This is a genomic window from Pseudomonas arvensis (assembly GCF_056688935.1).
In genome coordinates this window covers 1,800,444-1,816,450 of the sequence record NZ_CP162038.1, presented here as the reverse complement: position 1 = coordinate 1,816,450, position 16,007 = coordinate 1,800,444, and the positions used below count along the sequence as shown (strand labels likewise).

19 protein-coding genes are annotated in these 16,007 nt (G+C 60.2%); 8 read left to right on the top strand and 11 right to left on the bottom strand.

Translation table 11 applies throughout. From position 1 onward, the window contains the following. Positions 1-11: 11 nt before the first annotated feature. Positions 12-1,028, top strand: a complete 1,017-nt coding sequence (locus AB3G88_RS08340; protein ID WP_480453668.1) for an alpha/beta hydrolase — start codon at positions 12-14, stop codon at positions 1,026-1,028. A 65-nt stretch (positions 1,029-1,093) separates the two neighbouring features. On the opposite strand, the gene AB3G88_RS08335 is transcribed toward AB3G88_RS08340, so the two are convergent. Together AB3G88_RS08335 and earP are read right to left on the bottom strand one after the other, a co-directional pair. Then, positions 1,094-1,666, bottom strand: a complete 573-nt coding sequence (locus AB3G88_RS08335) for an elongation factor P (protein WP_032889016.1) — start codon at positions 1,664-1,666, stop codon at positions 1,094-1,096. Positions 1,667-1,715: 49 nt separating this feature from the next. Beyond that, entirely contained in the window at positions 1,716-2,849 is a 1,134-nt protein-coding gene (gene earP, locus AB3G88_RS08330; RefSeq protein ID WP_480453667.1) for an elongation factor P maturation arginine rhamnosyltransferase EarP, read from the bottom strand. Positions 2,850-2,978: 129 nt separating this feature from the next. Between earP and AB3G88_RS08325 the strand changes: the two genes are divergently transcribed. Together AB3G88_RS08325 and AB3G88_RS08320 are read left to right on the top strand one after the other, a co-directional pair. Next, complete coding sequence (locus AB3G88_RS08325) at positions 2,979-3,350, top strand: hypothetical protein (RefSeq protein WP_099586813.1); 372 nt, start codon at positions 2,979-2,981, stop codon at positions 3,348-3,350. 12 nt (positions 3,351-3,362) lie between these two features. Next, positions 3,363-3,845, top strand: a complete 483-nt coding sequence (locus AB3G88_RS08320) for a GreA/GreB family elongation factor (protein WP_480453666.1) — start codon at positions 3,363-3,365, stop codon at positions 3,843-3,845. Between the two features lie 5 nt (positions 3,846-3,850). Here AB3G88_RS08320 and cysB read toward each other — a convergent pair whose 3' ends face one another. The 5 genes from cysB to AB3G88_RS08295 form a co-directional block, all read right to left on the bottom strand. Then, positions 3,851-4,825, bottom strand: coding sequence for an HTH-type transcriptional regulator CysB (gene cysB / locus AB3G88_RS08315; RefSeq protein ID WP_003189876.1), 975 nt, complete (start codon positions 4,823-4,825; stop codon positions 3,851-3,853). Positions 4,826-4,929: 104 nt separating this feature from the next. Next, complete coding sequence (locus tag AB3G88_RS08310; protein WP_480453665.1) at positions 4,930-5,430, bottom strand: universal stress protein; 501 nt, start codon at positions 5,428-5,430, stop codon at positions 4,930-4,932. A gap of 53 nt (positions 5,431-5,483) precedes the next feature. Next, positions 5,484-6,401, bottom strand: coding sequence for a 5'-nucleotidase (locus tag AB3G88_RS08305; protein WP_099586816.1), 918 nt, complete (start codon positions 6,399-6,401; stop codon positions 5,484-5,486). Between the two features lie 15 nt (positions 6,402-6,416). Next, positions 6,417-7,370 carry a putative 2-dehydropantoate 2-reductase gene (locus AB3G88_RS08300; protein ID WP_099586817.1) on the bottom strand — a complete coding sequence of 318 codons (954 nt, stop codon included), beginning with the start codon at positions 7,368-7,370 and terminating at the stop codon, positions 6,417-6,419. Continuing rightward, on the bottom strand, positions 7,367-7,753 hold the full coding sequence (locus AB3G88_RS08295; RefSeq protein WP_112194237.1) for a YbbN family protein: 387 nt from the start codon (positions 7,751-7,753) through the stop codon (positions 7,367-7,369). Before AB3G88_RS08295 ends, AB3G88_RS08300 begins: the two co-directional genes overlap by 4 nt. Between AB3G88_RS08295 and AB3G88_RS08290 the strand changes: the two genes are divergently transcribed. Together AB3G88_RS08290 and AB3G88_RS08285 are read left to right on the top strand one after the other, a co-directional pair. Next, positions 7,752-8,186 carry a PilZ domain-containing protein gene (locus tag AB3G88_RS08290; RefSeq protein WP_480453663.1) on the top strand — a complete coding sequence of 145 codons (435 nt, stop codon included), beginning with the start codon at positions 7,752-7,754 and terminating at the stop codon, positions 8,184-8,186. The genes AB3G88_RS08295 and AB3G88_RS08290 overlap by 2 nt on opposite strands. A gap of 130 nt (positions 8,187-8,316) precedes the next feature. After that, positions 8,317-9,393: a 3-deoxy-7-phosphoheptulonate synthase gene (locus AB3G88_RS08285; protein WP_032888996.1), complete on the top strand. Its 1,077-nt coding sequence runs from the start codon at positions 8,317-8,319 to the stop codon at positions 9,391-9,393. Positions 9,394-9,456: 63 nt separating this feature from the next. Here the strand turns inward: AB3G88_RS08285 and AB3G88_RS08280 are convergent, their stop codons facing one another. Continuing rightward, on the bottom strand, positions 9,457-9,738 hold the full coding sequence (locus tag AB3G88_RS08280; protein WP_064451529.1) for a GNAT family N-acetyltransferase: 282 nt from the start codon (positions 9,736-9,738) through the stop codon (positions 9,457-9,459). A gap of 612 nt (positions 9,739-10,350) precedes the next feature. Between AB3G88_RS08280 and oprI the strand changes: the two genes are divergently transcribed. Beyond that, on the top strand, positions 10,351-10,602 hold the full coding sequence (oprI, locus tag AB3G88_RS08275; RefSeq protein ID WP_003172710.1) for an outer membrane lipoprotei OprI: 252 nt from the start codon (positions 10,351-10,353) through the stop codon (positions 10,600-10,602). Positions 10,603-10,755: 153 nt separating this feature from the next. On the opposite strand, the gene AB3G88_RS08270 is transcribed toward oprI, so the two are convergent. From AB3G88_RS08270 to AB3G88_RS08260, 3 genes are all read right to left on the bottom strand, one after another. Then, positions 10,756-11,724 carry a L,D-transpeptidase family protein gene (locus AB3G88_RS08270; RefSeq protein WP_099586820.1) on the bottom strand — a complete coding sequence of 323 codons (969 nt, stop codon included), beginning with the start codon at positions 11,722-11,724 and terminating at the stop codon, positions 10,756-10,758. An 86-nt stretch (positions 11,725-11,810) separates the two neighbouring features. Then, complete coding sequence (locus AB3G88_RS08265; protein WP_003172705.1) at positions 11,811-12,104, bottom strand: hypothetical protein; 294 nt, start codon at positions 12,102-12,104, stop codon at positions 11,811-11,813. Between the two features lie 58 nt (positions 12,105-12,162). Beyond that, positions 12,163-12,768, bottom strand: a complete 606-nt coding sequence (locus tag AB3G88_RS08260; RefSeq protein WP_191959977.1) for an arylesterase — start codon at positions 12,766-12,768, stop codon at positions 12,163-12,165. A 10-nt stretch (positions 12,769-12,778) separates the two neighbouring features. On the opposite strand from AB3G88_RS08260, the gene AB3G88_RS08255 reads away from it, so the two are divergent. Further along, on the top strand, positions 12,779-13,462 hold the full coding sequence (locus AB3G88_RS08255) for an ABC transporter ATP-binding protein (protein WP_016972350.1): 684 nt from the start codon (positions 12,779-12,781) through the stop codon (positions 13,460-13,462). Next, a complete protein-coding gene (locus tag AB3G88_RS08250; protein ID WP_480453661.1) occupies positions 13,462-15,972 on the top strand; it encodes an ABC transporter permease in 2,511 nt (836 codons plus the stop codon). Before AB3G88_RS08255 ends, AB3G88_RS08250 begins: the two co-directional genes overlap by 1 nt. Positions 15,973-16,007: the final 35 nt, after the last annotated feature.

The following is a 16,007-nucleotide window of genomic DNA, read 5'->3' as shown; positions in this document are numbered from 1 at the left end:
AGGAGAAGAACATGAACACATTTGGTAAAGCGCTCACCGGCACCCTGCTCGCCTTGTCCATCAGCCACGCGTTCGCCGCCAATGGCGACGTTGAGCACAACACCCAGGCTTTCCTGGATGTATTGAACGCCGGCACCGGCAAGCCGATGGAACAATTGACGCCCAAGGAAGCGCGCGCGGTGCTGACCGGCGCCCAAGCCGGGGTGAAGCTGACGCTGCCCAAGGCTGATGTGAGCCAGAAGACCATCCAGGTCGATGGCAAGCCGCTGGACCTGACCATCGTGCGTCCGGCCGGGGTCAAAGGCACATTGCCAGTGTTCATGTTCTTCCACGGCGGCGGTTGGGTGCTGGGGGATTATCCGACCCACGAACGCCTGGTGCGTGATCTGGTCGTGGGTTCCGGGGCGGTGGCGGTGTTCGTCAACTACACGCCGTCACCCGAGGCACATTACCCAGTGGCGATCAACCAGGCGTACGGCGCAACGAAATGGGTGGCCGAACACGGTAAAGAGATCAATGTCGACGGCAAGCGCCTGGCGGTCGCGGGCAACAGCGTCGGCGGCAATATGGCGGCCGTGGTCAGCCTGATGGCCAAGGACAAGGGCACGCCGGCGATCAAATTCCAACTGCTGTTATGGCCGGTGACTGACGCCAATTTCGAGACCGCGTCCTACAACCAGTACGCCGAAGGGCACTTCCTCACCAAAAATATGATGAAGTGGTTCTGGGACAACTACACCACCGACGCCAACCAGCGAGCCGAGATCTATGCCTCGCCGCTGCGGGCCACCACGGACCAACTAAAGGGTTTGCCGCCCGCGCTGATTCAGACGGCCGGCGCCGATGTGCTGCGTGATGAAGGCGAAGCCTATGCCCGCAAACTGGATGCAGCCGGTGTGCCGGTGACCGCCGTACGTTACAACGGCATGATTCACGACTACGGTTTGCTCAATGTAGTCAGCCAGGTGCCGTCGGTGCGTTCGGCCCTGCTGCAGGCATCGGATGAGTTGAAGCAACACTTGAAGTAAAAACAGCGCCCATAAAAAACCCGACTCATGGTCGGGTTTTTTTATTTCGTACGGTAGGGCCAGAATTACTTCTTGGCGCGACCTTTGTACGAACCGCCTTCGCGGGTGTCGATCTCGATCAGGTCGTCGATTTCGATGAAGTCAGCGACCTGCAGCTCGGTACCGTTAGCCAGCTTGGCTGGCTTCATTACCTTGCCCGAAGTGTCGCCGCGAGCGGAACCTTCGGTGTAGGCAACTTTACGCACGATAGTGGTCGGCAGCTCTACGGAAACCAGGCGCTCTTCGAAGAAGATCGCTTCGCAGATGTCTTCCATGCCTTCTTCCACGAACGGCAGAACGGCTTCGATGTCTTCAGCGTTCAGCTCGTACATGGTGTAGTCGGTGGTGTCCATGAACGTGTAGGTGTCGCCGCTGATGAAGGACAGGGTCGCTTCTTTGCGGTCGAGGATTACGTCGTCCAGTTTGTCATCGGCGCTGTAGACGATCTCGGTCTTGTAACCGGTCAGCAGGTTCTTCAGCTTGGTCTTCATGATTGCGCTGTTACGACCAGACTTGGTGAACTCAGCTTTCTGAACCAGCCAAGGGTCGTTTTCGAGACGGATCACTGTACCGGGTTTCAGTTCTTTACCAGTTTTCATTGCATATATCCGAAATTTGGATGGGATTTACAAAAATCAAGGTGGCGTATCATATCCAACTTTCATAAAACTGTACCAGCGCCGTCGCAAGATCGGCCTGCAAGGCCTGCTCCAGACACCACGTTTCGGCGTTCTGGCTGACCTCTGGCCAGTGTTCCAGCAGCATTTTCCACGGCTGTACCATGTCGCCCTCGGTGTTCCAGGCCTGCCAAAGCGCGATCAGCGCCGCCTTTGCAGCCGGTGACAAGGCGGCGGTGTACAGCTCCAGGAAGGCATCGAGCTTGTCGAGGTGGATGTCTTCGTCCTGGCGATAGATGTGCCACAGCAGCGGGCGCCCGGCCCACTGGGCGCGCACGAACGAGTCTTCACCGCGCACGGCGTTGAAGTCGCAGCACCACAGCAGGTGGTCATATTGCTCCTGACGCACGAACGGCAGTATCTGCACGGTCAGTGCATCACGCTGATGAACATCCCCGGCGGCGAGCTCTTCTACTCCAAGCCAGCGCTCTACATCACCGAGGATGCGCCCTTCCGGCACCAATAGATGAGTGGCACGCCCGTCCGTCGACAATACGTCCAGCCAACTGGCCAGTCCGGCATTTTCATACGCAAACAGTGAGAACAGACGCGCACCATCAGTTGGAAACACCCCCAGCGATTGCAGGAATTGTCGCTGCGCAACAACATCCCGCTGGAAAGCCCTACGCTGCTCCAGCAACCCGGCCTCACGCAACAGACCACCCGTACCGGGCCGGAAGCCAGGGAAAAAGAAATACTTTTGTACCCCCTTGAACTTCACCGACGGCAGGCGATGACAGCCCACTACCCAATCCTCGGCGCTGAGATAATCCAGGTTCATCCACAACGGCGTGCGCTCACACTCGGCCATGGCTTCCATATAGTCAGGCGGTAACTGGCAAGCGAAAGCGGCTATCACCGCATCAGCGGCAGGGGTTGGTGACCAATCGGCTGGCCAGTGGCGCACATCGACGCCCTCTTGCCATTGTTGCTCGCGCTGCACATCCACCTCGGGGCACATGCGTTCGAAGGCCCGCAGGTCATCGACCCACAAACGCACCTCGCAGCCATGCTCCGCCACCAATTGCCGGGCCAGGCGCCATGTCACGCCAATGTCGCCGAAGTTATCGACAACGCTGCAAAAAATATCCCAGCGGGCTTTCATTCCGGGCTCCAACACTCAAAGGCTCGATTGTCCGCATAAATGCGCCGATGCAGAAGGCTTGATCGCGATTATTCTGCATGGAGGCTGTGCGACAATCGCCGCCATTATCCCCGTAGCAAGGAGTTCCACATGCCCTCTAGCGCGCCTTTGTCGCTGCTCAAGCTGTGCATCGCTATCGCCTTGGGCGTATGGCTGGGGTTTATCGCCATCGCGCTGACCACTTGGCTGGCCTCGCGCTACCTGTTTCCGCAAAGCCTCGCGCCGGTGGCCCAGGCGGTCCAGCAATTGGGTAAACCGGCCGTTGTCGCGCCGGAGCCGCCCAACCGCATGTTCGAGCAGTACCAACAAAACCTGCAAAAGCAGGAACAGCAACAAACCCTGGACCAGGCGCGTAGCAACGCCCGTAACCTGTCCAACCCCAAATGCCAGTTCTGGCTGCAACAAGACCAGAATGCGCCCAATGAAAAAAGCCGGGCCAATGTCCTGCAATTCTGCGAATGATCAAGCACAGCCATGAATAAGCACGCCGTCCTCCAGTTGATCCTGGAAAAGCTCACCGTCGACCTCGATATAGCCCAACGCGCCGCGCAGACTGCCTACGAAACCGCGACTCATGAAGAAAACATCGCGGAGAACAAGTACGACACCTTGGGGTTGGAAGCTTCTTATCTAGCGGCCGGGCAAGCCAAACGGGTCGAGGAAATCAAGCAGTCGCTGGCGCTTTGCCAGAACCTGCAGTTGCGCGCCTACGATGATCAGCGAGGGATAGAAGTCGGTGCACTACTGGTTCTGGAGGACGAGAACGGTCGCCAGCAATGGCTGTTCCTGGCGCCTGATGCTGCGGGCTTGAAGGTGGATGTGGTCGGGCAACCGGTGACGGTCATCACCCCGCGCTCGCCTCTGGGCAAAAGCCTGCTGGGCAAGTTCGACGGGGATGAAGTGGAGATTCTGGTGGCAGGCGCTCGGCAACTATTTACGGTTACCGAGGCCCGATAAGCCACTCAGTGAACAGGCAGTTCAACGCCGTCGAACAGCTCTTCCAGCTCCTGCTTGTTGTGGCACTGGATCGCCTTGGCCATGACTTCGCGGGTCAAGTGCGGCGCAAACTTCTCGATGAAGTCGCACATGAAGCCCCGCAGGAACGTGCCACGGCGGAAGCCGATCTTGGTCACACTGGATTCGAACAGCTCGCTGGCATCGAGCACCACCAGGTCTTTGTCGAGGTTGGTGTCGACCGCCATCTTGGCGACGATACCCACGCCCAGGCCCAGGCGCACGTAGGTCTTGATCACGTCGGCGTCGGCGGCGGTGAACACGACTTTCGGCGTGAGGCCGCGATGACTGAAGGCTTCGTCCAGCTTGGAACGGCCGGTGAAACCGAACACGTAGGTCACAATCGGGTATTCGGCCAGGGCTTCGAGGGTCAGCTTCGGCAACTTGGCCAATGGGTGACCCTGAGGCACCACCACGCAACGGTTCCAGCGGTAGCACGGCATCATCACCAAATCACCGAACAGCTCCAGGGCTTCAGTGGCGATGGCAAAATCGACGGTGCCGTCAGCGGCCATCTCGGCGATCTGCATCGGCGAACCCTGGTGCATGTGCAGGGCCACGTCCGGATATTGCTTGATGAAATCGCGAATCACCGGAGGCAATGCATACCGCGCCTGGGTGTGCGTGGTGGCGATCGACAGGGTGCCTTTCTTCTCGTTGGAGAACTCCTGGGCAATCTGCTTGATGCTTTCGACTTTACGCAGGATCTCGCCGGCGGTGGTGATGATGCGCTCACCGGCCGGGGTGACGCGGGTCAGGTGCTTGCCGCTGCGCGCGAACACTTCAACGCCCAGCTCGTCTTCGAGCAGGCGGATCTGCTTGCTGATACCGGGTTGCGAGGTGTACAGGCTTTGAGCGGTAGCGGAAACGTTGAGGTCGTGGTGCGCCACTTCCCAGATGTAGCGCAGTTGTTGAAGCTTCATATGTGTCCCTCAAAGCAGATAGACGCCACGGGTATCAGCGACGGTATATAACTATATTAAAGGTTAGACGGATAAATCTAGAACTTTTTATCGTTTCCTACCGATCACATGTCATCACTGCGGCGACGTTGTAACGACGGCACCAGGTAAACCGGTACGCTGGACAGTTGCAGTACCCGTGCCGCGGTACGCCCCAGAGGCGTGGTCGCACCCGTTGCGTGGCTGTGGCTGCCGACTATCAGCAGATCTACCGACAGTTTGCGCAGTTGGTCCAGAATCACCTCGCACGGATCTCCCTGGATCACGCGTACCGAACGGATCAACTTCAGGTCCTGCTCACCCTCCCCCAACTCCTCGCGGAAACTGTCGAGCACCCGCTGCTCGATAGTCGCCATCACCGTGTTCAGCCCCCGGCTCTGCCACTCGCTCAACGCGGCTTCATCAAGGTAGCTCTGCAACACCGATTCGGCGAACAGCCCGATCGGCTCGACCACGTGAATCACATACAGCTCGGCCTTGAACGTTCGCGCCAGCGCCAGCGCATGTTGCATCACATAGGGCGCGTAAAGACCGAGGTCCGTGGCGTACAGCATCGAACGAATCATAAAACCTCCTGGACTGCCAGGCTGGAGGAGATTGAATGAGCTTAGCAGCGCGCCTAACTCTCGGCCTGAATCCTCAATTCATTACTGATGCCATGGGGCACGTGCCCAGTGGCCACCACTTCCCTGGCTTTCTCGCAATGACCGGCCTGGTCATCGAAAAACACATCAGCGGCAAACGCCTCCAGAAACGCGGACTTCTCCAGGCCGCCAAGGAACAACGACTCGTCCAGGCGAATATCCCACTCACGCAACGTGCGAATCACCCGCTCGTGAGACGGCGCCGAACGGGCGGTGACCAATGCGGTGCGGATCGGGCAGGCCTCGTCAGGGAACTCTCGCTGCAATAAGTTCAGCGCCGCCAGGAACCCCTTGAACGGACCGCCAGGCAACGGCTGGCGTGCGGATTCGCGCTCACTGGCCTGGAACGCCGCCAACCCGTCGGCCTGGTACACGCGCTCCGACACATCGGAAAACAACACTGCGTCACCATCAAAGGCGATGTGCAGTTCCTCGCTGGAGGCACGGCGCGGCCCGCCCGACAGAATCGTCGCTGCTGCAAAGCCCGCATCAAGGGCACTGCGCACATCTTCAGCATGGGTCGAAAGAAACAGATGGCAACCAAATGCAGCCAAATAAGGATAAGGACTACGCCCTCCTACGAAAGCAGCGCGGGAAATATCCAGGCCGTAGTGCTGAATCGAGTTGAATACACGCAGGCCTGTGTCAGCACTGTTGCGCGATACCAGCACCACTTCGACCCGAGCGCGCCCTAGGCTGGCATTGAGGCTCAGCAGCTTCTTGACGAGTGGGAAGGCGTCGCCGGGTTCGAGGATTTCTTCCTCGTGTTCGATCTGGTATTTGCGATAGGCCTCTACTCCTTGGGCAAGATAGACCTTGTGGCTGTCGCCCAGGTCGAACAAGGCCCGCGACGAAATCGCCAACACCAGTTTGTCGCCCAATCCCTTCGCCATGCGTTTACCCCCGACTCAGCGGTTATGCCGATCAATAAAGCTCAAGGCCTGGTACAGCGCCTGCATTCGCGGCAACTCGCAGCCGGCGGCCTTGGCCGCGGCCAGCGGGCGCGCGTAGATCGCTGCCAGTTCCAGCGGACGTTTGTGCACGTGGTCGTGATACATGCTCGGCAGGTAGTCGTCCATGGATTCAGTCATGGTGAACATCTGCCCCGCGTAACTGGCGGGAATCTCATGGCCGCAGGCGTGCGCGCCCTGCACCACTTCGGCCATCAGCGCCTGGATCAGTTCGCGGCTGGATTCGTCCGCCATCAACGCTGTGGTGCCGCTGCCCAGCAAGACAGAGAGGCCGTTGAAGGGCACGTTCCACACCAGCTTGTGCCAGCGCGCCTGATGCACATTGGCCATGGCCTGGGATTCGATGCCGGCCTGGTGAAACAAGGCGGCACCGGCCTCGACGATGGTCTTTTGAAGGGGTTCGTCGTTGGCCGCCGAACCGCTGTGATAGCCCAGGTTGACGCGCCCCAGCGCCTGATGCTCGACAATACCGGGGCCCGAGCGGTGCACACCGATGTAGCACAGCCCACCCAGCAAATGCAGTGACGGCGGCAGGTGTTCGCGCAGGCTGTCCTCGACGTCCAGGCCGTTCTGCAGCAACACCACCTTGGCATCCGGCGCGGCGACCTGGGCGAGCGTCGGCGCAAGCTCCACGTTACCCGTGGACTTGGTGCCCACCAGCAGCCAGTCGCAGGGTGGCATATCGGCAGCGCTTGCATACGCCTGCACCGGTTGCAAGTGCAGTTGGCCATGCACGTGGCTGTTGACACGCAGGCCATGCTGGCTGACCACCGCGTACTCGCTGCGCAACAGGAAGTGCACATCGAATCCGGCACGCGCCAGCATCACACCATAGAAACCACCAATGGCGCCGGTGCCGATAATACCGATGCGTGGCGATTGAGCTGTCATGGCAAGTCCTCAGGAATACGGGTAAGCGCTTGTTTTACAGCGCTGGCAAGGTCAGAACGTGTAAGACGTGTCTGTAATTGCCCGAGGAACTGACCCTCGCACACCACGAACAACGCGGGCAAATGAAAGATCTGGTAGCGTTCGACCGCGCCGCCGTTATGCCCGGCATCTACCCAGCACACGCGGTCCACCGGCAGCTGCCAACCGGGCAACTGCTGGCGCGCCCAACGGCAACTGGAGCATCCTACGCTGGTGAACACCACGAGCGAAACTCCTGGCAATCCCAGCAATTGCTGGTCAATATCCAGGTCGGTCAATTCCAGTTCGTTCACTATACTGCTGCCACCGCCGTCTACAGGACGGTGCTCGGAGTCCGTGTACATGGGTCGTTTTTTACCTCACCCTGATGATGTCGCTGTCGAGTTAATCCAACGCCCCTCTCCCGCCATACCGCGCCAACGCCTGCTCACTCACGGCCTGGGTGGCATTGCCTGCAACTGGCCGCGCGCCTGGCGCCAGGGCACGGCGGTTGAATTGCGCATCCCTTCCCTGGGCGCCACCGCCCGATACCCAGGCTACATAGCATGGTGTCGCAAAGTGGAAAACGGCTACCGCGTGGGTATCTCATTTACCGATGAACATGCATTGTTTGGCGCACGCATGGGCGAGCAAGCATGCCGGATAGAGCGCTACTGCCGCCAGCACGAAGATGCCGAACCGACGCCCGAGCAGATCGAAGCCCTGGCCCGGGAGTGGGTGTCGCGCCATGCAGGCGAGTTCTCCCATGAGGCGTTTGTGCAGCCAGCACTGGATTAAAGCGGGCTTTGCCCATTGTCGCGGGCCCGTGTTACGCGCTAAGGTTCCTCCCCCCTGCATCCAAATCATGCTGTGCCCGCCGCACGGGGATGGCTGGCGGCCGGCACCCGTGACCCTGACGAGTAACACGATGGCTGATTTACCGATCAATGACCTAAACGTCGAATCCAACGAGACGCTGATCACGCCCGATCAGCTCAAGCGCGAAATCCCCCTGAGCGACGCTGCCCTGCAGACCGTCACCAAGGGCCGCGAAGTCATCCGTGAGATTCTCGACGGCACCGACCACCGCCTCTTTGTGGTGATTGGCCCATGCTCGATCCACGACCTCAAGGCCGCCCACGAATACGCTGAGCGCCTCAAAGTGCTGGCGGCAGAAGTGTCCGACACCTTGTACCTGGTCATGCGCGTCTATTTCGAGAAGCCGCGTACCACCGTCGGCTGGAAAGGCTTGATCAACGACCCGTACCTGGACGACTCGTTCAAGATCCAGGATGGCTTGCACATCGGTCGCCAGTTGCTGCTGGACCTGGCTGAAATGGGCCTGCCAACCGCTACCGAAGCACTGGACCCGATCTCCCCGCAGTACCTGCAGGACCTGATCAGTTGGTCGGCCATCGGCGCGCGTACCACCGAGTCCCAGACCCACCGCGAAATGGCGTCCGGCCTGTCCTCGGCCGTGGGCTTCAAGAACGGCACCGACGGAGGCCTGACCGTGGCGATCAACGCGCTGCAATCGGTCTCCAGCCCTCACCGGTTCCTGGGCATCAACCAGGAAGGCGGCGTTTCCATCGTGACCACCAAGGGCAATGCCTATGGTCACGTGGTGCTGCGCGGCGGCAACGGCAAGCCCAACTATGATTCGGTCAGCGTTGCGTTGTGCGAGCAAGCGCTGAACAAGGCCAAGATCAAGCCGAACATCATGGTCGATTGCAGCCACGCCAACTCCAACAAGGATCCGGCCCTGCAGCCGTTGGTGATGGAAAACGTTGCCAACCAGATCCTCGAAGGCAACCAGTCGATCATCGGCCTGATGGTCGAGAGCCATTTGAACTGGGGTTGCCAGGCCATTCCAAAAGACCTGGCCGACTTGCAGTACGGCGTGTCGATCACCGATGCCTGCATCGACTGGGCCGCCACCGAAAATACCCTGCGCAGCATGCACGCCAAGCTCAAGGACGTATTGCCAACACGCAAACGCACCTGAACCTCAATTGCGCACACAAAAACGCCGGGCTAAACCCGGCGTTTTTTATTGTCTGCTGATCGCTCAGAGCTTCGCGGCATGGCGCTGGTGGCGCTCCATGTAGCGTTCCACATAGGAGCAGGACGGGATCACCGTGTAGCCAGCGTCTTCGGCGAACTTCAGGGCCTCTTCGGTCAGCGCCGCCGCAATGCCACGGCCCCGCAGTGCGTTGGGCACGAAGGTCCGATAGATATCCAGGGTCTGCTTACCGAGGTCCATATAGGTCAGATAGGCACGATGACCGTCCACATTGGTCTCGAACTGATGACCAGCCTGGTCATGGTGGATGGACAACGCCTCGCTCATCACTACTCCTCGCGGGTCTTGAATTCTGACCCCTACCTTACCGATGTTTTTCCGGCGAAGGAACATCTACGCCACCCCGTGCCGGTTTCGACAACGAGAAAACCTTGAGCGCTCACAACCAGCACGTAGGGAATAGTAGGCACCAATCCTGCAATTGCTCAAGGCGCACTCGTCATTCCCTGCCGCTGGTGGATATAGAAAGGGCCTCGACCAAACACTGGTCGAAAGCCTGAACATTGCCGGCAGTTGAACCTTGAGACGAACAGGCGCTCTTAAAGTCACCTCTACATGCGTAAAAGATACCCGGCCAAGCAACGCCAAACGCAACGTAAGTGTCGGCGCGGATATATAAATCCCCACCTGTTTGCAAAGCTTAACGCATGCAGGCCGGCCCTTTCAGCCTGGATCCAATCTTCACCCAAATGAAAAAATCTGGATGGTTTTTATACAAACCTCCAAAAGATTAGCCAAAATAGATTCGGCGCGAGAATTTTTTTTGCTTCTTGCGCTACGTCAGTTTACTTACTACAAGTAATGGGTAGTATGTACGCCGGCTATTTGCTCACTCTGAGAAAGTAGCCATTTAATAGAAAGTCCTTGAAGGGGAACACGATGAACAACGTTCTGAAATTCTCTGCTCTGGCTCTGGCCGCAGTTCTGGCTACCGGTTGCAGCAGCGTCTCCAAAGAAACCGAAGCTCGTCTGACTGCAACTGAAGACGCAGCAGCTCGCTCCCAGGCCCGTGCAGACGAAGCCTACCGTAAAGCTGATGAAGCTCTGGCTGCTGCTCAAAAAGCACAACAGACTGCTGACGAAGCTAACGAGCGCGCTCTGCGCATGCTTGAAAAAGCTAGCCGCAAGTAATAATCCCTCGGGGTTGTTATCAAGCCGATCCATTTATGGGTCGGCTTTTTTATTGCCTGAATGTGGGAGGGGGCTTGCTGCCGATGGCGGTGTCTCAGTAAACATATCCGTTACTGAACCACCACATCGGGAGCAAGCCCCCTCCCACACGTTTTACTGCTGAAGATCGATTGGCGCGCTGGAGGCCACCGGTGCACCACCCGGCACACCGATCTCGGTCGGCAGGCCATCTTCCGCCGCGACCACGTCGCGTACCTGATCCCAGTTCACCCGCAACTGGTTGGCCAGGTCTTCACGCTTGAGCAAGGCGTTGATCACCGCCGTGTGTTTGTCGACCACCGATGGCGTTCCGTCATCGTTCAACGGTGTATGCGCTTCCAGATAAACCTTGCCGCCGCTGCTGCCGAACTTGTAGGCATCGTTGATGATGCGCACCGAAGTGCCCACCGGCACCATGCCAGCCATCTCCAGCACATTATTGTTGAACATGCGGAAGCAACCGTGACTGGTACGTGTGCCGATGCCGAACTTCATGTTTGAACCGTGGATCAGGTAACCCGGTGTGCCCAGGGTGAACTTGAACGGGCCCAACGGGTTATCCGGGCCGGCAGGCACCACGTTCGGCAATGGATCACCGTTGGCGGCGTGTTCGGCCTTGATCGAGGCCGGCGGCGTCCAGGTCGGGTTAGGCGTCTTGGCGATAATGCTGGTATGGGCAATCGGCGAGCCCCAGCCTTCACGGCCAATCCCCAACGGGAAGGTGTAGACCACGTTTTGGCCCTTGGGGAAATAGTAGAGCCGGTATTCCGCCAGATTGATGACGATGCCCTCGCGAGGCCCCGGCGGCAGGATAAACCGTGTCGGCAGCACGATCTCGGTGCCCGCCCCCGGCAACCAGGCATCGATACCCGGGTTGGCCGCGACCATTTCCGAATAGCCCAGGTCGTACGTGGTGCCCAGGTCGGCGAAAGTGTCTTCGTACTTGGCCTTGATTACCTGGACCTGACCGACGATATCTTCACCCGGTGGTGGCAAGGGCAGCTGCAAAGCGGATGCAGAGCCCGCCGCACAGAACGCAGCGAGAGACAGGCAGCAGGTGACGACGGAGAGGCGCGACAACATCCGGAAAATCCTTCGCAGAACGACGGGTAGGTAAAAATCGATTGTATACGTGATGTGAGCTTCTAGCTGCAAGCGTGTAGCGGCTCCTAGAGCTCGAAACGCAGCTCCGGCCAGATCGGCGGCGTGCCGCGCTTCTGGGACTCAAGAATGGCTCGGCACAAGGGGCACAGGCGCTGATCCTGGAAAATCGAGCGATCGACCAGCGACCAGCGAGGTTGCGCTGGCAGCAAGGTACCGCACAGCGTGCGATCGATGGAGCCGCCCAGTTCCAGCTGACGCGTCACCAGATGCACCCGCACTTCCTGGCAGGCGAACAGATCCAGCTGCTCGTCCGGCTCGATCAGTTGGTAGTTAAACAGGGACCAGGCAGGACGCGACATCGGGGGCTCCAGATCGGGGGGGCGCCACCTTAGCCGAAAGCCTGCCGGTAGAAAAGCGTCATAGCAGCGGTTTTAGCGTCGGCCAGACATTTTCAAGCAACTTGCCCTGGGCAGCGACCGCCGGGTGCAGCCCGTCCGCCTGCATCAACTCCGGATGGCCGCCGACGCCTTCAAGGAAAAACGGCACCAAAGGCACCTTTTTTTGCTCGGCGACATCGCCGAATACCTTCGCGAAGGCATCGACATAACGCTTCCCGTAGTTGGGCGGAATCTGCATGCCCAGCAACAGCACCTTGGCGCCGCTGTCCTGGGACTTCTCGATCATCGAAGCAAGATTTTGTTGCAATTGCGCAGGGGGCTGGCCACGAAGGCCGTCATTGCCACCCAATTCGATAACCACTACGTCAGGCTTATGCTCTGCAAGCGCCGCCGGCAGCCGCGCGAGGCCTCCAGCACTGGTATCGCCACTGATGGACGCGTTGACCACTTTATCGTCGAAACCTTCCTTCTTGAGCCGTTGCTCCAGCAAGGCAACCCACCCTTTGCGTGTATCCAGGCCGAAACCGGCACTGATACTATCGCCAACGATCAGGACTGTACCCGCCGCTGCGTTCTGGGCCATGCACATCAAGGCCAGGCCAGCACTCAAAAACCACATTCGCATCGGATTCTCCATGGGCGCAAGCATTCTCACCGCGCGGAACCTTAGCAAAGTGGTTCCCAGCGCGGAAGGTGAACTGACTATCCTGCACGAACTGAGCCTGGAACTGAACAAGGGCGATAGCCTCGCTATCGTCGGCAGTTCCGGCTCCGGCAAATCCACCCTCCTTGGCCTGCTGGCCGGTCTCGACCTGCCCAGCAGCGGCGAAGTCACCCTCGCCGGGCAAGCCCTTAGCACCCTCGACGAAGACCAGCGTGCGCGTATCCGCGCCGAACATGTGGGCTTTGTATTCCAGTCTTTCCAACTGCTCGACAGCCTCAATGCGCTGGAGAACGTCATGCTGCCGTTGGAGCTGGATGGCCGCAAAGATGCCCGCGAGCGCGCCAAACACCTGCTGGAGCGCGTGGGCCTCGGCCAACGCCTGACCCACTCGCCGCGACAACTCTCCGGTGGTGAGCAGCAACGGGTAGCCATTGCCCGCGCCTTTGCCGCCGAACCGGACGTGCTGTTTGCCGACGAACCCACCGGCAACCTCGACAGCCACACCGGCGAGCGCATCAGCGATCTGCTGTTCGAACTCAATAAAGAGAGCGGCACGACCCTGGTGCTGGTCACTCACGACGAGCGCCTGGCCCACCGTTGCCGACGCCTGATCCGCCTTGAAGCCGGCCTGATGGTCGCGCCCCTGGAGCCTTGATGGCACGTTTGCCGCTGTTGCGCCTGTTCAGCCTGGCCATGCGCCAATTACTGCGCGATGCCCGCGCCGGCGAATTGCGCGTGTTGTTCTTCGCCCTGCTGGTGGCTGTGGCCGCCAGTACCGCTATCGGTTATTTCGGCGCCCGCCTCAACGGCGCCATGATGCTGCGTGCCACCGAGTTCCTTGGCGCCGACCTGGTGCTGGAAGGAAGCTCACCTGCCCGCACCGAGCAAATCCGCTCCGGGACCGAGCTGGGCCTGGATCACGCTCGCGTCGTGGAGTTCTCCAGTGTTATCGCCACCGATAACGGTATCCAGCTCTCCAGCATCAAGGCCGTCAACGAGCAATACCCGTTGCGAGGCGAACTGAAGAGCGCGGCCGCGCCCTTTGGCGATGAAACCCCAGGCGGCGGCCCCAAACCCGGTGAAGCCTGGGTCGAGGCGCGACTGCTGACGGCATTGGATCTCAAGGTCGGCGACAGCGTCGATGTCGGCATGAAAACCCTGCGCCTGGCCCGCGTGCTCACCTACGAACCGGATCGCGCCGGCAACTTCTACAGCCTCACGCCGAGGGTGATGATCAACCTGGCGGACCTGGATGCCACCGGCGTGGTCCAGCCCGGCAGCCGCGTCAGCTACCGTGAACTGTGGCGCGGGCCTCAGGGCAGCACAGCGCTGCAAACCTATCGTGACCTGCTCAAGCCGGGCCTGGCCGCCAACCAGCGCCTGCAGGACTCACGGGACGGGAACCAGCAGATTGGCGGCGCCCTGGGCAAGGCCGAGCGCTATCTGAACATGGCCAGCCTGGTCGCCGTGCTGCTGGCTGGCGTGGCCGTCGCCTTATCGGCCAACCGCTTTGCCACCCGACGCTTCGACGCCAGTGCACTGCTGCGCTGCCTGGGATTGTCACGACGCGAAGCCATGTTGCTGTTCAGCCTGCAACTGACGGTGCTGGGTTTGCTGGCGAGCCTGGCCGGCGCCCTGCTTGGCTGGCTGGCGCAGTTTGGCCTGTTCTATTTCCTGCACGACTTGCTGCCGGCAGATGTGCCCCCCGGCGGACTGCTGCCGGCCGTTGCCGGGATCGGCACCGGGCTGGTCGCGCTCGCGGGTTTTGCCCTACCACCGCTGGCCGCACTCGGGCGCGTACCGCCGCTGCGCGTATTGCGGCGCGACCTGCTGCCCATCCCGTCCAGCACCTGGATGGTCTATGGCGCTGCGCTGTTTGCCCTCGGCCTGATCATGTGGCGCCTGAGCCTGGACCTGGTGCTGACCTTCGCCCTGCTGGGCGGCGGCGTGGTGGCGGCGCTGGTCCTTGGCGGCTTGCTTCTGCTGCTGTTGCAAAGCCTGCGGCGTCTTCTGGCTCGTGCCTCCCTGCCCTGGAGATTGGGCCTGGGCCAACTGCTGCGCCACCCATTGGCAGCGGCCGGCCAGTCACTGGCGTTTGGCTTGATCCTATTGTCCATGGGCTTGATCGCCTTGCTGCGTGGCGAATTGCTCGATACCTGGCAAAACCAGTTGCCCAAGGATGCGCCCAACTATTTCGCGCTGAACATCCTGCCGGCCGACAAGGACGCCTTTGGCGCCCGCCTGCTGGAAGTGCAGGCCCAATCCGCGCCACTTTACCCTGTGGTGCCGGGGCGGCTGATCAGTATCAACGGCGAGCCGGTGCAGGACATTGTCAGCAAGGACTCCAGCGGCGACCGCGCAGTACAACGCGACCTGAGCCTGACTTGGGCCGCCGAACTGCCGCCTGGCAATGCCCTGACCTCAGGTTCGTGGTGGTCACAACAACCGACTGATGAGATACCGGGTGTGTCGGTAGAGGCCAAGGTCGCAGAAAGCCTCAAGCTCAAGCTGGACGATCACCTGGTGTTCACCATCGCCGGGGAGAATCGTGAAGCGCGGGTCACCAGCCTGCGAACCATCAACTGGGATAACTTCCAGCCGAACTTCTTCATGATTTTCCAGCCGGGGACCTTGAAGGACCTGCCTGCCACCTACCTGACCAGCTTCTACCTCGCGCCAGGGCATGACCAACAGATCGTCGATCTGTCGCGAGCCTTTCCGGCGGTGACGATCCTGCAGGTCGAGGCTCTGCTGGAGCAGTTGCGCAGCATCCTCGCCCAAGTGACCCTCGCGGTGGAATACGTGCTGTTGTTTGTGCTGGCTGCGGGAATGGCCGTGTTGTTCTCGGGCTTACAGGCCACTTTGGACGAGCGCATCCGCCAAGGCGCACTGCTGCGGGCGTTGGGCGCCGAGCGCAAGTTGCTGGTCAAGGCGCGGCATATCGAGTTTGGCTTACTAGGCGCCGTCAGTGGCTTGCTGGCAGCACTGGGCACCGAACTGGTGACGTGGGTGCTGTACCGTTATGCCTTCGACCTGGCCTGGCACCCGCATCCGTGGCTGTTGCTACTCCCGGTAATCGGCGCCGTACTGATCGGTGCCGCCGGTGTATTCGGCACACGCCGCGCGTTGAATGCCAGCCCGCTGACGGTATTGCGCGAAGGCTGAAACGCCGATGGCCCGCACTCTTTAACGAATGCGGG

Bases quoted from the DNA above. Each gene is read 5' to 3' on its own strand.
- AB3G88_RS08340 (WP_480453668.1), top strand. From the start codon at position 12: ATGAACACATTTGGTAAAGCGCTCACCGGCACCCTGCTCGCCTTGTCC.
- AB3G88_RS08335 (WP_032889016.1), bottom strand. From the start codon at position 1,666: ATGAAAACTGGTAAAGAACTGAAACCCGGTACAGTGATCCGTCTCGAA.
- earP (WP_480453667.1), bottom strand. From the start codon at position 2,849: ATGAAAGCCCGCTGGGATATTTTTTGCAGCGTTGTCGATAACTTCGGC.
- AB3G88_RS08325 (WP_099586813.1), top strand. From the start codon at position 2,979: ATGCCCTCTAGCGCGCCTTTGTCGCTGCTCAAGCTGTGCATCGCTATC.
- AB3G88_RS08320 (WP_480453666.1), top strand. From the start codon at position 3,363: ATGAATAAGCACGCCGTCCTCCAGTTGATCCTGGAAAAGCTCACCGTC.
- cysB (WP_003189876.1), bottom strand. From the start codon at position 4,825: ATGAAGCTTCAACAACTGCGCTACATCTGGGAAGTGGCGCACCACGAC.
- AB3G88_RS08310 (WP_480453665.1), bottom strand. From the start codon at position 5,430: ATGATTCGTTCGATGCTGTACGCCACGGACCTCGGTCTTTACGCGCCC.
- AB3G88_RS08305 (WP_099586816.1), bottom strand. From the start codon at position 6,401: ATGGCGAAGGGATTGGGCGACAAACTGGTGTTGGCGATTTCGTCGCGG.
- AB3G88_RS08300 (WP_099586817.1), bottom strand. From the start codon at position 7,370: ATGACAGCTCAATCGCCACGCATCGGTATTATCGGCACCGGCGCCATT.
- AB3G88_RS08290 (WP_480453663.1), top strand. From the start codon at position 7,752: ATGGGTCGTTTTTTACCTCACCCTGATGATGTCGCTGTCGAGTTAATC.
- AB3G88_RS08295 (WP_112194237.1), bottom strand. From the start codon at position 7,753: ATGTACACGGACTCCGAGCACCGTCCTGTAGACGGCGGTGGCAGCAGT.
- AB3G88_RS08285 (WP_032888996.1), top strand. From the start codon at position 8,317: ATGGCTGATTTACCGATCAATGACCTAAACGTCGAATCCAACGAGACG.
- AB3G88_RS08280 (WP_064451529.1), bottom strand. From the start codon at position 9,738: ATGAGCGAGGCGTTGTCCATCCACCATGACCAGGCTGGTCATCAGTTC.
- oprI (WP_003172710.1), top strand. From the start codon at position 10,351: ATGAACAACGTTCTGAAATTCTCTGCTCTGGCTCTGGCCGCAGTTCTG.
- AB3G88_RS08270 (WP_099586820.1), bottom strand. From the start codon at position 11,724: ATGTTGTCGCGCCTCTCCGTCGTCACCTGCTGCCTGTCTCTCGCTGCG.
- AB3G88_RS08265 (WP_003172705.1), bottom strand. From the start codon at position 12,104: ATGTCGCGTCCTGCCTGGTCCCTGTTTAACTACCAACTGATCGAGCCG.
- AB3G88_RS08260 (WP_191959977.1), bottom strand. From the start codon at position 12,768: ATGCGAATGTGGTTTTTGAGTGCTGGCCTGGCCTTGATGTGCATGGCC.
- AB3G88_RS08255 (WP_016972350.1), top strand. From the start codon at position 12,779: ATGGGCGCAAGCATTCTCACCGCGCGGAACCTTAGCAAAGTGGTTCCC.
- AB3G88_RS08250 (WP_480453661.1), top strand. From the start codon at position 13,462: ATGGCACGTTTGCCGCTGTTGCGCCTGTTCAGCCTGGCCATGCGCCAA.